17 protein-coding genes are annotated in these 14,535 nt (G+C 75.3%); 6 read left to right on the top strand and 11 right to left on the bottom strand.

From position 1 onward, the window contains the following. Positions 1 to 17: 17 nt before the first annotated feature. Complete coding sequence (locus tag OG799_RS25990) at positions 18 to 575, top strand: TetR/AcrR family transcriptional regulator (protein WP_406038425.1); 558 nt, start codon at positions 18 to 20, stop codon at positions 573 to 575. Positions 576 to 745: 170 nt separating this feature from the next. Here the strand turns inward: OG799_RS25990 and OG799_RS25995 are convergent, their stop codons facing one another. From OG799_RS25995 to OG799_RS26020, 6 genes are all read right to left on the bottom strand, one after another. After that, on the bottom strand, positions 746 to 1,723 hold the full coding sequence (locus OG799_RS25995; RefSeq protein ID WP_406038427.1) for an aldo/keto reductase: 978 nt from the start codon (positions 1,721 to 1,723) through the stop codon (positions 746 to 748). A gap of 13 nt (positions 1,724 to 1,736) precedes the next feature. Then, a complete protein-coding gene (locus tag OG799_RS26000) occupies positions 1,737 to 2,582 on the bottom strand; it encodes an NAD-dependent epimerase/dehydratase family protein (protein WP_406038429.1) in 846 nt (281 codons plus the stop codon). 42 nt (positions 2,583 to 2,624) lie between these two features. Further along, positions 2,625 to 3,179 carry a DUF2231 domain-containing protein gene (locus OG799_RS26005; RefSeq protein WP_406038431.1) on the bottom strand — a complete coding sequence of 185 codons (555 nt, stop codon included), beginning with the start codon at positions 3,177 to 3,179 and terminating at the stop codon, positions 2,625 to 2,627. Positions 3,180 to 3,291: 112 nt separating this feature from the next. Further along, positions 3,292 to 4,485, bottom strand: a complete 1,194-nt coding sequence (locus tag OG799_RS26010) for a sensor histidine kinase (RefSeq protein ID WP_406038433.1) — start codon at positions 4,483 to 4,485, stop codon at positions 3,292 to 3,294. Between the two features lie 17 nt (positions 4,486 to 4,502). Continuing rightward, positions 4,503 to 5,168 carry a response regulator transcription factor gene (locus OG799_RS26015; protein ID WP_406038435.1) on the bottom strand — a complete coding sequence of 222 codons (666 nt, stop codon included), beginning with the start codon at positions 5,166 to 5,168 and terminating at the stop codon, positions 4,503 to 4,505. Between the two features lie 29 nt (positions 5,169 to 5,197). Continuing rightward, positions 5,198 to 6,064 (bottom strand): DUF3152 domain-containing protein, encoded by an 867-nt coding sequence (locus OG799_RS26020; RefSeq protein ID WP_406038437.1) that lies wholly within the window; start codon positions 6,062 to 6,064, stop codon positions 5,198 to 5,200. A gap of 218 nt (positions 6,065 to 6,282) precedes the next feature. Here OG799_RS26020 and OG799_RS26025 point away from each other — a divergent pair, with 218 nt between their 5' ends. The 3 genes from OG799_RS26025 to OG799_RS26035 all read left to right on the top strand — a co-directional run bounded on the left by OG799_RS26025 (position 6,283) and on the right by OG799_RS26035 (position 9,223). After that, positions 6,283 to 7,500 carry a DUF2786 domain-containing protein gene (locus OG799_RS26025; RefSeq protein ID WP_406038439.1) on the top strand — a complete coding sequence of 406 codons (1,218 nt, stop codon included), beginning with the start codon at positions 6,283 to 6,285 and terminating at the stop codon, positions 7,498 to 7,500. A gap of 116 nt (positions 7,501 to 7,616) precedes the next feature. Continuing rightward, the gene (locus OG799_RS26030) at positions 7,617 to 7,976 is read left to right on the top strand and encodes a YciI family protein (RefSeq protein ID WP_406046409.1); all 360 of its coding nucleotides are present in this window, start codon (positions 7,617 to 7,619) and stop codon (positions 7,974 to 7,976) included. Next, positions 7,973 to 9,223, top strand: a complete 1,251-nt coding sequence (locus OG799_RS26035) for an RNA polymerase sigma factor (protein ID WP_406038441.1) — start codon at positions 7,973 to 7,975, stop codon at positions 9,221 to 9,223. The genes OG799_RS26030 and OG799_RS26035 overlap by 4 nt, the downstream gene beginning before the upstream one ends. Positions 9,224 to 9,233: 10 nt before the next feature. Here OG799_RS26035 and OG799_RS26040 read toward each other — a convergent pair whose 3' ends face one another. From OG799_RS26040 to OG799_RS26060, 5 genes are all read right to left on the bottom strand, one after another. Next, complete coding sequence (locus OG799_RS26040) at positions 9,234 to 9,737, bottom strand: hypothetical protein (protein ID WP_406038443.1); 504 nt, start codon at positions 9,735 to 9,737, stop codon at positions 9,234 to 9,236. 220 nt (positions 9,738 to 9,957) lie between these two features. Continuing rightward, positions 9,958 to 10,131, bottom strand: coding sequence for a CsbD family protein (locus OG799_RS26045; RefSeq protein ID WP_406038445.1), 174 nt, complete (start codon positions 10,129 to 10,131; stop codon positions 9,958 to 9,960). Between the two features lie 107 nt (positions 10,132 to 10,238). After that, the gene (locus tag OG799_RS26050) at positions 10,239 to 12,494 is read right to left on the bottom strand and encodes a heavy metal translocating P-type ATPase (RefSeq protein ID WP_406038447.1); all 2,256 of its coding nucleotides are present in this window, start codon (positions 12,492 to 12,494) and stop codon (positions 10,239 to 10,241) included. Between the two features lie 14 nt (positions 12,495 to 12,508). Further along, positions 12,509 to 13,474, bottom strand: coding sequence for a hypothetical protein (locus OG799_RS26055; protein ID WP_406038449.1), 966 nt, complete (start codon positions 13,472 to 13,474; stop codon positions 12,509 to 12,511). Positions 13,475 to 13,509: 35 nt separating this feature from the next. Further along, positions 13,510 to 13,719 (bottom strand): heavy-metal-associated domain-containing protein, encoded by a 210-nt coding sequence (locus tag OG799_RS26060; RefSeq protein WP_406038451.1) that lies wholly within the window; start codon positions 13,717 to 13,719, stop codon positions 13,510 to 13,512. Positions 13,720 to 13,833: 114 nt separating this feature from the next. Between OG799_RS26060 and OG799_RS26065 the strand changes: the two genes are divergently transcribed. Beyond that, positions 13,834 to 14,133, top strand: coding sequence for a metal-sensitive transcriptional regulator (locus OG799_RS26065; protein ID WP_030504325.1), 300 nt, complete (start codon positions 13,834 to 13,836; stop codon positions 14,131 to 14,133). 140 nt (positions 14,134 to 14,273) lie between these two features. After that, positions 14,274 to 14,489 (top strand): SHOCT domain-containing protein, encoded by a 216-nt coding sequence (locus tag OG799_RS26070; protein ID WP_406038453.1) that lies wholly within the window; start codon positions 14,274 to 14,276, stop codon positions 14,487 to 14,489. Positions 14,490 to 14,535: the final 46 nt, after the last annotated feature.

The following is a 14,535-nucleotide window of genomic DNA, read 5'->3' on the forward strand; positions in this document are numbered from 1 at the left end:
CGTGCCAGAATCGGTCCGTGACCGATCGCCCCGGCCCCCGGGACCGCCTCCTCGACGCCGCCCGCGACCTCACCTACCGGGAGGGCGTGCACGTCGGCGTCGACGCCATCCTCAAGCAGGCCGACGTCGCCCGCCGCTCGCTCTACCAGCACTTCGGTGGCAAGGACGAACTGATCGCCGAGGTGCTGCGCACGTCGTCCGTGCCGGCCCGCTACCAGGAGGCCATGCGGCGCGGCGGCGACGACCCACGACAGCGGATCCTGGCCGTCTTCGACGAACTGGAGCAGGTCACCACCAACCCCTCGTTCCGGGGCTGCCGCTACACCTCGGCCGAGCTGGCGCTCACCGACCCGGCCCACCCCGCGCACGCCGAGGTCCGCGCCTACAAGGACGGCCTGCACCGGCTCATGCGTGACGAGCTCACCCGGTACGGCCACCCCGACCCAGCCGACGCCGCCGACCAGCTGCTGGTCCTCATCGACGGTGTACTGGCCCACGCGGTCACCCGCCCGAACGCACACCCGGCCCGCGCCGCCCGGAAGCTCGCGGAACTCCTCCTCGACGCCGCCCACTGAGCCGGGCTGCCCACCTTTCGCCGACCCGGGGACGGGGTGTGCCCCGGGGACGGCACGGACGACGGTGGAAAAGGGAAATCCGATGAGCGAGCGGGAAGCGCTGCACGTCCTGCTGCGGCACTCCCACCACGCCCGCCCGGAGGACCTGTCGATCCTGGCCCGACGGCCGACTAGAAGCCGGCCACCGGGTGCGGGACGTACGGCGCCTCCAGCGCCGCCACCTCCTCGCCGGTCAGCTTCAGCTCCAGCGCGGCCACCGCGTCGGTCAGGTGGTGCGGCTTTGTCGCGCCCACGATCGGCGCGGTCACCGCCGGGTTGCGCGCCACCCAGGCCAGCGCCACCTGCGCCCGCGGCACGCCCCGCGCCTCGGCGACCCGGGCCACCGCCTCGACCACCGCGCGGTCCGGCTCCTCGGTACGCGCGTAGAGCCCCCGCCCGAACTCGTCGGCCTCCGCCCGCGCGGTGCGCTCCCCCCAGTCCCGGGTCAGCCGCCCCCGCGCCAGCGGGCTCCACGGGATCACCGCGACCCCCTGGTCCGCGCAGAGCGGCAGCATCTCCCGCTCCTCCTCGCGGTAGAGCAGGTTGTAGTGGTTCTGCATCGAGACGAAGCGGGTCCAGCCGTGCCGCTCGGCGGCCCAGAGCGCCTTGGCGAACTGCCAGGCGTACATCGAGGAGGCGCCGAGGTAGCGGACCTTGCCGGCGCGGACCAGATCGTGCAGCGCCTCCAGGGTCTCCTCGATCGGGGTGGTCGGGTCGAGGCGGTGGATCTGGTAGAGGTCCACGTAGTCGGTGCCCAGCCGGCGCAGGCTCGCGTCGATCTCGCTCATGATGTGCTTGCGGGACAACCCGCCCCGGTTCGGTCCCGGACCCATCCGGCCGTGCACCTTCGTCGCGATCACCACGTCGTCCCGGTCGGCGAAGTCCTTGAGCGCCCGGCCGACGATCTCCTCGCTGGTGCCGTCCGAGTAGACGTTGGCGGTGTCGAAGAAGTTCACCCCCAGCTCCAACGCCTGGCGGATGAACGGCCGGCTCTCCTCCTCCGGCAGCGACCACGGGTGCGCCCCACGGGACGGCACGCCGTAACTCATGCAGCCCAGGCAGAGCCGGGACACCTCCAGGCCGGTGGACCCGAACTTCACGTACTCCATGCCGTCGTCCCCCTCAGCGCCAGCCGTGCTTCGGCTCGTAGCCGAGCACCCGGCGGGCCTTGTCGATGGAGAGCAGGGTCTCGTTGCCGGTCAGCTCCCGGCGCAGCGCCACGTCCGGGAAGACCTCGGCGGCCAGCTCGGCGCTCGGGCGGCTCATCACCGTGTCGGCGTTGGCGATGATGAAGACGTCCATCCCGGTCGCCTGGTGCTGGAGCGCGAGCCGGACCGCCTGCGCGCCGTCCCGGGCGTCGATGTAGCCCCAGGCGTTCCAGGAGCGCAGCCTCGGGTCAGCGTCGTACCCGGGGAAGGCGGCGTAGTCGGCCGGCTCCATCACGTTGGAGAAGCGCAGCCCGATCGCCTTCAGGCGCGGCTCCCAGCGGCAGAACTGGGCCACCATCTGCTCTTCCAGGTGCTTCGCCAGCGCGTACGAGGTCTCCGGCCGGGCCGGGTACTCCTCGTCCACCGGCAGGTACGGCGGCGGCGTCTCGAACGGCAGGCCGAGCAGCGTCTCGCTGGACGCCCAGACCACGTTGGTGACGCCGACCGCGCGGGCGGCGGAGAAGACGTGGTAGCTGGCGGTGATGTTGTAACGGAAGGTCACGGCGTTCCCGGCCACGCCCGGCCCGGGGATGGCGGCCAGGTGCACCACCGCGTCCACTCCCGCGTAACGCTCGTCGATGCCGGTGAACGCCTCGAGCACCTGTCCCTGGTCGGTAAGGTCGATCCGGGTGAACGGGCAGCGCGGCTCGGCCGGCGCGGCCAGGTCCACGTTCACCACGTCGTACCCGTGGTCGACCAGCTCCGCCACGACGGCCCGGCCCAGTTTGCCGCTACCTCCGGTGACCACGACCCGACTCATCCGGTGCCCCCCTCCGCCCGCCGCGCGGGCCCGCGGTCCATCTCACCACCAGCGGGCCCGCGGCGCGGGGGCGGGACCGGGGATGCCGTCGTCGTTCCCGTGCCCGCCGGCGGTCGCCGCCGGGGTGTCACCCCAGACGGCCTTCGCGCCGGAGTCACCGACCCGGTAGACCTGCACCAGGTTCGCCGCCGCGACGGCCACCGCCAGCACGGCGACCACCACGCCCACCGCCCCCGCTCCGGCCGGACGGGTCCGCTCCGCGGGGCCGTCGACCGGGCCACGGGCCCGGCGGTGCAGCCAGACCAGGGCGACCGCGGCGACCAGCAGCGGCAGCGCGAACCAGATCAGGGTGTCGCCCAGCTCGGCGTGCTGGCCGGGATCACCGACCCGGCGCTCCAGGCTCTCGCCGCTGTCGGTGGCCAGCGGGACAGCGGCGGTGGCCAGCGCGGCGATCACCACGACGAGCACGCCGAAGCGGCCCCGCCAGGCCGGGCGGACGGCCAGCGCGACCACGCCGAGCGCGGCCAGCGGCAGCAGGACGACGACGGCGTGCACCACGAGCGGGTGCACGGGCAGTCCGTTGACGGTGTCGGGCACGATCTCTCCTCGTCGGTCGGGTTCGCTCTCCGGCCCACAGTGCCCAGCGTTTCTTGCGAAGTTCTTGCGCCCGGCGCCGGGCCGGCGGCGGGCGGCGCGACCCGCCGCCGGGTCACGCCGCCGGCAGGACCAGCGTGAACGTCGCGCCCTGCCCGGGCGCCCCGGCCACCTCGACGCTCCCCCGGTGCGCCTGCGCGACATGCTGCACCAGCGCCAGCCCCAGCCCGAAGCGCCGCCCCGCCCCCGACCCGCCGTGCGAGAAGCGGTCGAAGAGCCGATCGGCGTCGGCCGGGTCGAGCCCCACCCCGTCGTCCGCCACCGCCGCGGCCACCCGCCCGTCCCGCCGCTGCACGCTCACCCGCACCCGGCCCCCGGCGGACACGTGGCCCACGGCGTTGTCGACCAGGGCGATCAGCGCTCGGCGCAGCGCCGTCCGGGCGCCCCGGACCGGCGCCGGGCCGGGGGCCGCCACCACCAGCTCCACCTCCCGGCTCCGGGCGTACTCGGTCATGCTGGCCGCCACCTCGCGGGCCACCTCGGCCAGGTCGACCACCGTGTCGGGCAGCGGCCGGTGCTCGGCGGCGGCGGAGACCAGCAGGTCCTCGACCACCTCACCGAGCGCCCGGGTGTCCGCGACGAGCTGGTCGAGCTGGTCGGTGAGGCTCTCCGCCGGCCGGGTCCGGGCCCGCCGGGCCAGCAGTTGCGCCCGGGTGTGCAGCACGGTCAGCGGGGTGCGCAGCTCGTGCGACGCGTCGGCGACGAAGCGGCGTTGCAGGGTCAGCGCGGTCGCGAGCGGCGCGACGGCCCGGCGGGCCAGCAGCGCGGCGGCCACCAGCGCGCCGGCCAACCCGGCCAGCTCGGCCAGGAGCAGCGCGACGGCGAGCTGCCCCCGCTGCCGGCGCAGCGGCGCCAGGTCGGCGGCGACCGCCCACCGGCTGCCGTCCGAGCGCCGGGCGACCAGCACCCGGACCGGCCGGTCGTCGCCCGCGCTGCTGTCGAAACGTCCCGGCGGCCGCCGCACCGCGTCGTCGAGTACGCGCGCCAGCGCCGGCGACGCGCCCGAGGTCACCTCCGGCCCGGCGTCCACACCCGGACGCTGCCGGGCGAGGAACTGCCCCGGCGGCGGGTCGTCCACGTCCTCGGCCATCGCCAGCACCTGGGCCATCCCGGCGTCCAGCGCCCGGGACTGCTGCCGGCTGGTCAGCACGAACGTCAGCGCGCCGACCAGCAGCAGCACCAGCCCGATGGCGCCCGCCGTCTGGGCGACGCTGCGCCGGCGGGCGTACGCCAGCCGGGCCTCGTCCACGCCGCTCCCCGCCCGCCTCAGCCCGCGCCGAGCCGGTAGCCCAGCCCGTGCACGGTCCGGACGGTCTCCCGGCCCAACTTGCGGCGCAGGTGGTGGACGCAGGCGTCCACGGTGCCCGGCGCATCGGCGTGGTCGAACGCGGCGCTGAGCAGCTCGGCGCGGGTGAAGACCTTCGTCGGCCGGCCGGCCAGGGCGTGCAGCACGGCGAACTCGCGGGCCGACAGCGGGATCTCCGCCGGGCCGTCGAGCACCCGGCGGTTCGCCACGTCCAGCCGGCGCCGGCCCAGCGGCAGCCAACCCGCCGCGTCCGGGTGGCGGCGGCGCAGCGCGCGGAGCCGGGCCAGCAGCTCGGCCACGTCGAACGGCTTGGCGAGGTAGTCCTCGGCGCCGGCGTCCAGCCCCTCCACCCGGTCCTCGACGGCGCCCCGGGCGGTGAGCATCAGGACGGGGCAGGTCACCCCGTGGGCGCGCAGCCGGGTGAGCAGCGCCAGCCCGTCCAGGGCGGGCAGCCCCCGGTCGACCACCAGGAGCTGGTAGTCCCGGGTCAGCGCGAGGTGCAGGCCGCTGTGCCCGTCGCCGGCCACGTCGACGTCGTACCCCTCCTCGTCGAGGAGGTCGGCCAGCAGCCCGGTCAGGGCACGGTCGTCCTCGACCAGCAGCAGGCGGGGCCGGACGCTCTCCACCCGGCCAGTATTCACCCCGGCGGCGTCGGTCAGTCCTCGGCCGGGATCGGGTCGTCGTACTGGCCGGCCGGGCCGGTGTGCGGGGCGCCGGCCACCCGGGGCCAGGCGTTCGGGGTGCAGCCGTGCAGCCCGAGCGTCTGCTGTTCCATCACCGGCGCCGGCCCGCCCGCCCGGGGGCACAGCTCGTGGCCCCGGCCCAGGCGGTGACCGACCTCGTGGTTTAGCAGGTACTGCCGATAGCTGCCCAGATCGTCGAACTGGGGGACACCGCGGGCCCACCGGGCTACGTTGATCACCACCCGGTCGCCGTTGCGGCACGAGGTGTAGCGGTCGGCCGGGTCCGCGCAGAGCTCCCCCCGGGTGACCGGGGTGGTCAGCAGCACGGTGAAGTCGGCGGGGCTGTCCGGGCCCACCCGCTGCAGCCGCCACTCGCCGCCGCCGGTCCAGCCTCGCGGATCCGCGAGGACCACCGCGACCTCCCGGCCGAAGCGTTCCACGTCGACCTCGTCGATGCCCTCCTCGACCGCCACCCGGTAGCGGAGCAGCCGGCCGCTGCGGCCCGCCACCGCGCCGAAGGCGGTGGCGGTGCGGAACCTCCCGGTACCCCGGGGTGGGTAGTTGATGGCCGGCGCGGGCGGCCGGGCGACCCGGCCCGCCGCGGGCACGGCCGGCCCGGACGTCGCCGCCGAGCGGGTCGGGGCCGGGCGCGCCGGGGCCGGGCCGGCCGACCGGACGCCGGCCGTGATCAGCAGGTCGGGGCCGCCGGGCCGGGCGGCGTACGCGCCGCCGGCGGCCAGCCCGACCGCCAGCACCAGCGCCAGCAGAGTCACCGAGCCGGCGCGGGATGCCCGACGCCGGCGGTGCAGGCCGCTGTCCCGCCCGGTACGCCCGCCCACATCGCTCTCCCTCCGTCGCGCCGCCCGTGGTCCGCCCAGGAATACGGACGACGGGCCCGGTCGGATGACAACCGGGGCGGAAATCCCGCCCGCGCACCGACCGTGAGGGCGCTCACGGGTCGCGGCGGCCGTGCCGCCGGTACCGTTCCGGGCGGGTGCGCAGTTCGCCGCCCGGGGGTCGGCCGCACCGGAACGACCGTGGAGAAGGGGACCCGACCGTGCCGGACGCCGAGAACCTGGTCGCCGACGCCCTCATGGCGGCGCGCGGCACCGACATCCGCGCGGCGGAACGCGCCCTGGACCGGCTGGTGGTCGGCGCCGGCCCCGCGGTGGACGCCGCCCTCCTCGCCCGGCTGGTCCGCGGCGTTGGCCGGCTCTGGCAGCGCGGCTGGCAGCCGGCCGACCTGGACCGGCTCGCCGTCCGGCGACTCGACCCGCGCGCCGCCCGGCTGGTCCGGCTGGCCGCCGCGGCCCAGCGCCCCCACCAGGCCGGCCCGGTCCCGCCGTGGTTCGACGACCAGCTCGCGGAGCTGGACACCCGGTGGGACACCGACACCGACTGGCTGAACCGGTGGGCGGCCCGGGAGGGCGTCGACCGGATCACCGCGCTGCGCGACGCGGTGGATGCCCTCGGACTGGTCGCGTCGCTGCCGCCGATCGCGCTGCTCCGGCCGCCGCCCGGCGGTCCGGCCGCCGCCCCGCGCGTCGCCGTCGCGGCGTCCGGGTCACGCATGCTGGACCGGGTACGCGCCCTGCTGGCCAAGGCCGAGTCGACCACCTTCCCGGCCGAGGCGGAGGCGTTGACCGGCAAGGCCCAGGAGCTGATGGCCCGGCACAGCATCGACGCGGCGCTGCTCGACGCGACCGCCGAGCGGCCCGACCAGCCGGGTGGGGTGCGGCTGAGCACCGACGCCCCGTACGCGGCCGCGAAGGCGCTGCTGGTGCAGGAGGTGGCGGCGGCCAACCGGTGCGAGTCGGTCTGGTCCGACGATCTGGGCTTCGCCACCGTGCTCGGCTTCCCGGCGGACCTGGCGGCGGTCGAGCTGCTGCACACCTCGCTGCTGGTGCAGGCCACCGCCGCGATGCTGCGCGGCCGGGGCGAGCGGCGGGCGAAGGGCGGGAGCCGGCGCACCAAGGGCTACGACGAGTCGTTCCTCAACGCGTTCGCGCTGCGGATCGGCGAACGGCTGCGGGCGGCCACCGAGGCGGCGAACCGCGATGCGGTCGAGGAGCGGGGCGACGAGCGGCTGCTGCCGGTCCTCGCGGCCCGCTCGGACGCCGTCCGGGAGCGGCTGGACACCCTGTTCCCCGGGGTCACCCGGCACCGCCTCCAGGTGCGCGACGCCGATGGCTGGTCCTCCGGGACCTCCGCCGCCGACCGGGCCTCGCTGGACGCGGGCGCCCCGGCCCGCCGGCCGGTACGCGGGCGGCGCTGACCCCGTTCCGAACTTCCTCGGGCGAGGATGTCGGGTACGGCGACTCGGCTCCGACCCTTCACCGAGAGGCGCCCGCACCTGTGGCCCCCGTACCCGAGGAGTGCACCGTGAAGTACATGCTGCTGATCTGGAACCGTCCCGGCTTCGTGGAGGAGCTCTCCGAGCAGGAGCGGAACGCCATCTTCGGCGAGGTCGACGTGATCATGAAGGAGCTGGCCGAGTCCGGTGAGCTGGTCGGCGGCCAGGCGCTCGCCGACCCGTCGCAGACCCGGACGGTCCGGTCCGTCGGCGGCCGCGCCGAGATCACCGACGGCCCGTTCATGGAGAGCAAGGAGCAGTTCGCCGGCTACCTGATGGTCGACTGCGAGAGCGCGGAGCGGGCCGCCGAGATCGCCGCCCGCTGGCCGGACGTCCGGATGGGCTTCGGCGTGCTGGAGGTGCGGCCGGTCATGGACGAGGCCGGGACGGAGATGTGACCGCTGCCGAACACGCCGTCGGGGACCTGCTGCGCAGCCTGGCGCCGCAGGTCCTCGCCGTCCTCGTGCGGCGGCACGGCCAGTTCTACGCCTGTGAGGACGCCGTGCAGGAGGCCCTGCTCGCCGCCGCCACGCAGTGGCCCGAGCAGGGTGTGCCCGAGCACCCCCGCGCGTGGCTGGTCACCGTGGCGACCCGCCGGCTCGCCGACGAGTGGCGCAGCGAGCGGGCCCGCCGGGACCGCGAGGTCGCGGTGGCGCTCCGCGAGCCCGGGTACGCGGCGGTGGCGCCGCCCGCTGACGAGGAGCCGCCGGCTGGGGACGACACGCTGAAGCTGCTCTTCCTCTGCTGCCATCCGGCGCTCACCGTCCCGGCGCAGGTGGCGTTGACGCTGCGCGCGGTCGGCGGCCTGAGCACCGCGGAGATCGCCCGGGCCTACCTGGTGCCGGAGGCGACGATGAGCCAGCGGATCCGCCGGGCCAAGCAGCGGATCGAGGCGACCGGCGCCCGTTTCGTCCTGCCCGCGCCGACGGACCGCGACGACCGGCTGGGTGCCGTCGTGCACGTGCTCTACCTGGTCTTCAACGAGGGTTACACCGCCTCCAGCGGGCCGGACCTGCACCGGGCGGAACTGACCGGGGAGGCGATCCGGCTGACCCGGGAGTTGCGCCGGCTGCTCCCCGACGACGGCGAGGTCACCGGGCTGCTGGCGTTGATGCTGCTCACCGACGCGCACCGGGCCGCCCGGACCGGGCCGGCGGGTGAGCTGGTCCCGCTGGCCGAGCAGGACCGGAGCCGCTGGGACCGGGCCGCGATCTCCGAGGGGGTCGCCCTGGTGACCGAGGCGCTGACCTGGTCGCCGCCCGGGCCGTACCAGGTGCAGGCGGCGATCGCCGCGGTGCACGCCGAGGCGCCGTCGGCGGCGGGGACCGACTGGCGGCAGATCGTCGCGCTGTACCGGCTGCTGGCCCGGATCGCGCCGAACCCGATGGTCACCCTGAACCAGGCCGCCGCGGTGGCCATGGTGGACGGCCCGCGCGCCGGGCTCGCCCTGCTGGCGCCGTTGGACGCCGACGAGCGCACGGCGGGGCACCACCGGCTCGCCGCCGTCCGCGCCCACCTGCTGGAACTGGCCGGGGAGCGGGCGGCGGCGCGGGCCGCGTACCTGGCCGCCGCCCGGGGCACGACCAGCCTGCCGGAGCGACGTTATCTGGAGGTACGCGCGGCCCGGCTGGCCGCCGACCGATGATTTCGGACGGTCAGGCGTGGCACTCGGCGGTGAGCCGCCGCGGGATGTCGACGAAGGTCGAGCTGAGCCACTTCACCGGCGTGGCCGACCTGGCGCCGGCGTCGATCCGGTCGGCCGTGTCGGTGAGCAGGGCCTTGATCTCGGGGTCCCGCGCCCGGGCGGCCTGCCCGCGTACGTCGTCGGCCAGTGCGCTGAGGTTGCCCTTGAGCTGCCCGTTGACCTGTTCCGGCGTGAGTTTGCGGCGGGTCGCCGCCGCGGAGTCGTCGGCGATCTTCCGGCTGCCGGCGATGATCAGCTTGTCGACCTCGGCGCACACGGTCGCGGTGTTCGCCGCCGTCACCGGGGACGGCACGGCGGTGGCGCCCGGGGTCCCGGTGGCGACGGCGGAGGCGCTGGGCGTGGCGGCCGTGGCGCCGGCCGGCGCGGCGGTCTCCTCCCCGGTCGCCTGGCAGCCGCCGGCGAGCGCGGTCAGCGTCAGCAGGGTGGCGGTACGGATCGCGGTGGTACCGGACATCGTTCTCCCCGTGCGGTCGGTGGCCGTCGCGCGGACGGTCCTCGGTCAACCGGGGCGCGCTGTCGTGTTGCCGCCCGCGCCCCGAGCCAGATCGGGCGGCGACTGAACATCCTGCCAACGCGGCGGCGCCGCCGCAGGACGCGCGCCCCGACCGGAGGTCGGCTCGGGCGCGCAGCACGCCGGGCCGGCGGTTGCCGGCCCGGCGTGCGAAAGGCGTACGTCAGCTCTTGAAGGCGTCCTTGATCTTCTCGCCGGCCTGCTTGAGGTTGGCGCTGGCCTGGTCGTTGCGACCCTCGGCCTCGAGGCGCTCGTTGTCGGTGGCCCGGCCGACGCCTTCCTTGACCTTGCCCGCGGTGTTCTCGGACGCGTTGTCGATCTTGTCGTCGATACCCATGCGAACCTCCACTCAGCGGTTTTCGCTACGCCCCCCGAAGTACCCCCACGTCCGATTCCCAACCCTCCGTCACCGGCGGCGCTCACCGACGGTGCGGAGGGCGCCGGTCAGCCGACCGGGCGGAACCGGCGCAGCCGCAGGCTGTTGGCCACCACGAACACCGACGAGAAGGCCATCGACGCCCCGGCGATCATCGGGTTGAGCAGGCCGGCGGCGGCCAGCGGCAGAGCAGCCAGGTTGTAGGCGAAGGCCCAGAACAGGTTGCCCTTGATGATCCCGAGGGTCCGCCGGGAGAGCCGGATGGCGTCCACGGCGGCGGTCAGGTCACCCCGGACCAGGGTCAGGTCGGAGGCCTCGATCGCCACGTCGGTGCCGGTGCCCATGGCCAGCCCCAGGTCGGCCTGGGCGAGTGCGGCGGCGTCGTTGATCCCGTCACCGACCATCGCCACGGTCCGTCCCTCGCCCTGGAGCCGCCGCACCACGTCGACCTTGTCGGCGGGCAGCACCTCGGCGATCACCTCGTCGATGCCGACCTCGGCGGCCACCGCCTTCGCGACGGTCGCGTTGTCGCCGGTCAGCAGCACCGGGGTGAGTCCCAGCTCGCGCAGCCGGGCGACCGCCGCCGCGCTGGTCGGCTTGACCACGTCGGCCACCGCGAGAACCCCGCGGGCCCGGCCGTCCCAGCCGGCGAGGACCGCCGTCCGTCCGGCGGCCTCCGCGTCGGTCACCGTCCGCACGACCTCCTCGGGTACGTCCAGACCCCGCTCCCGCAGCAACCGGAGCCGCCCGACGACGACCTCGCGGCCCTCGACCGAGCCGGTCACGCCGAGCCCTTCGACGTTGGCGAAGCCGGTCACCGTTGGCAGCGCCCCGGCCTCGGCCGCGCCGACGGCGACGGCCTGGGCGATCGGGTGCTCGCTGGCGGCCTCCAGCGCGCCGGCCAGCCGCAGCAGTTCGGCGCGGTCCTCTCCCACGGCGGGGCGCGCGTCGACCAGGGTCATCTTCCCGGTGGTGACGGTGCCGGTCTTGTCCAGCACCACGGTGTCCACCTGGCGGGTCGACTCCAGCACCTCCGGGCCCTTGATCAGGATGCCGAGCTGGGCGCCCCGGCCGGTGCCCACCAGCAAGGCGGTCGGGGTGGCCAGGCCGAGGGCGCACGGGCAGGCGATGATCAGCACGGCCACCGCGGCGGTGAAGGCGGCGGTCGGCCCCGCCCCGGTGCCGAGCCACCAGCCGAGGGTGCCGACGGCCAGGGCGATCACGATCGGCACGAAGACCCCGGAGATCCGGTCGGCGAGCCGCTGCACGACCGCCTTGCCGGTCTGCGCCGCCTCGACCAGCTTCGCCATCTGGGCGAGCTGGGTGTCCCCGCCGATCCGGGTGGCCCGGACGACCAGCCGGCCGCCCGCGTTGACGGTCGCGCCGACCACGGTGTCACCCGGCCGGACCTCCACCGGCACCGACTCGCCGGTGAGCATGCTGGCGTCGACCGCCGAGCTGCCCTCCTCGACCACGCCGTCGGTGGCGACCTTCTCGCCGGGACGGACCACGAACCGGTCCCCCACCGCGAGCTGGTCGACCGGGACGCGGAGTTCCTGGTCGCCGCGGAGCACCGCGACGTCCTTGGCGCCCAGTTCCAGCAGGGCGCGCAGGGCGGCGCCGGCGGTCCGCTTGGAGCGGGCCTCGAAGTAGCGGCCGGCGAGGATGAAGACGGTCACCCCGGCCGCCGCCTCCAGGTAGATGTTGCCGGCGCCGTCGGTGCGGGTGATGTCGAAGCGGAACGGGTGGGTCATCCCGGGCATGCCGGCATCGCCGAGGAAGAGCGCCCAGAGCGACCAGCCGAACGCGGCCAGGGTGCCCAGCGACACCAGGGTGTCCATGGTGGCCGCGCCGTGTCGCAGGTTGATCCACGCGGCCCGGTGGAACGGCAGCCCGCCGTAGACCACGACCGGGCCGGCCAGGGTCAGCGACAGCCACTGCCAGTAGTCGAACTGCCAGGCCGGCACCATGGCCAGCAGGACCACCGGCACCGCGAGGGCCACCGACATCCACAGCCGGGTACGTAGCCCGCGCAGCTCGTCCACCGGCTCGGCGACGGCTTCCGTCCCGGCCGACGCGGGCGGGGGCGGTACGACGGCCGTGTACCCGGTCTTCTCCACGGTGGCGATCAGGTCGGCCGGGCTGATCTCGTCGGCGTACCGGACGGTGGCCTTCTCGGTGGCGTAGTTGACGGTGGCCTCGACGCCGTCCATCCGGTTGAGCTTCTTCTCGATCCGGGCGGCGCAGGAGGCGCAGGTCATGCCGCCGATCGCGAGTTCGATCAGATTCGGCGCGACCGGCAGGGACTTGGCGGTCGATGTCATCGCGGCACCTCCTGTCAATTGTGCCCGTGACCGGGTTCGCCGTGCCCGGCGTCGGCGGTCGGTGCGGTGGTGGCGGCCGGCGCGCTGGTCGCCGGTGCGCCCGGGTCGCCGGCCACGACGGTGAACTCGGCGGTGTGCACCGCGTCGCCGTGCCGGAAGTCCAGGTAGAGGCGGTAGCTGCCGGCCGAGGGCACCTCGGCGTAGAAGGTCACCGCCGGCCCCGCCGGGGTGCGCCCGTCGCCGGGTGCGCCGTCCGGATGGACGTGCAGGTACGCCAGGTCGCCCTGCCGCAGCGCCACCAGGTGCCCGTACGCCCCGAGGTAGGGCTGGAGGTCGGTGACGGGCTTCCCGTCCCGGCTGACGGTGAGGGTCAGCTCGGCGGTGCGACCGGGCTGCGGCGCGCCGGCCAGGGTGACCGTGTAGCCGTCGACGGTGGTGCTGGCGGCCGGCGCCGGCAGCGGCCGGGCGTCCAGCGCACCGGGGACGGTGACGTCGACCCCGAGGGTCAGCGGCTGCCCGCCGGCCGGCGTGAAGTCGGCGAACGCCCGCCAGACGCCGGGGCCGGCGAGCGGCGAGGCCACCCGCCAGGTGCCGTCGGCGACCAGCTCCGGGTGGACGTGCCGGAAGCCGGAGAGGTCGCGGCGGGCGACGATCAGGTGCATCCGCTTGTCGTGCGCCACGTCGTACCGGGTGACCGGCGCGCCGTCCGGGCCGGTGATCCGGAAGGCGAACTCCCCGGCGGGTGCGGTCATCGGTTGCATCGTGAAGCCCCGGTCGGAGACGAGCAGTCCGCCGGGCAGGTGGTCGGTGGTGGCGGCGCCGGCCGGATGGTCACCGTCGGTGTGACCGGCGTCGGTGGCATCGTGGCGGCTGGTGGCGGCGGGGGTGTCGGGGCCGGCCACCTGGCCGACCCCGTACGCCGCGCCGAACACCGCCGCGAGGCCGAGGGCGAAGCCGCTCAGCTTCGTCGCCGTGTTCATCGTGGTACCTCGGTTCCTTCGGGTCCTCAGACCCGTCACGCCCCGACGAGGTCGTAGCCGGCCTCGTCCACGGCGGCGCGGACGGTGTCCGTGTCCAACGGGCTCTCGCTGGTGACGGTGACCTGCCCGGAGGCCAGGTCCACCTGGACGTCGCTGACGCCCGGGATCGCGCCCACCTCGGCGCTGACCGAGCTGACGCAGTGCCCGCAGGTCATGCCCTGGACCTGGTAGGTGGTGGTGACCATCGCAACTCCCCTTCCGCCGTGCTCAGCCTACTCTTCCGCTACCTGTACCCGGTGGGGGTATCGGCAACGATGGGACCGTACCATACCCCCGAGGGGTACGCTATCCTGGACCTCATGACCGCACCGACGACCCCGACCCGGGGCTACACCGCCAGCAAGGACCAGCTCCTCGCCCGGCTCCGCCGCATCGAGGGCCAGGTCCGCGGCATCGAGAAGATGGTCGAGGACGACCGCTACTGCATCGACGTGCTCACCCAGATCTCCGCCATCCAGGCCGCCCTGGACAAGGTCGGCCTCGGCCTGCTCGACGGGCACGCCCGGCACTGCATGCACGAGGGCGCCGCCGAGGGGCGGGCCGACGAGATGGCCAGCGAGATGATGGCCGCCGTCGGCCGGCTGATGAAGCGCGGCTGACCGGGACCTGCGACCCGTGCGCCGGGTCCTTTCGACCCGGCTCCGCCGCGCCCCGCCCACCGTAAGGTCGAGGTGGCGACCGGTACCGGAGCCCTCGGCGCGTCGGACCGGCCGACCCTCGCACGACGGGGAGGGCAGCCATGATGCGGAACGGCCCGATGATGGGCTGGATGTGGATCTGGTCGCTGGTGGGGCTGGCGGTCCTGGTGCTGCTGGTGTGGCTGGTGGTCCGACTGACCGGCGGCGGCCGGGACGGGACCGGCACCTCCTCGGCCCGCCGCATCCTCGACGACCGGTACGCCCGTGGCGAGATCGACGAGGAGGAGTACCGGCGCCGTCGCGCCGGCCTGGCCTGACCCACGCCGCCGTGCCGGCACCGCAACCCCGGGGCGCCGGGCCGAC

Source organism: Micromonospora sp. NBC_00898, from assembly GCF_045207895.1.
Classification (GTDB): domain Bacteria; phylum Actinomycetota; class Actinomycetes; order Mycobacteriales; family Micromonosporaceae; genus Micromonospora.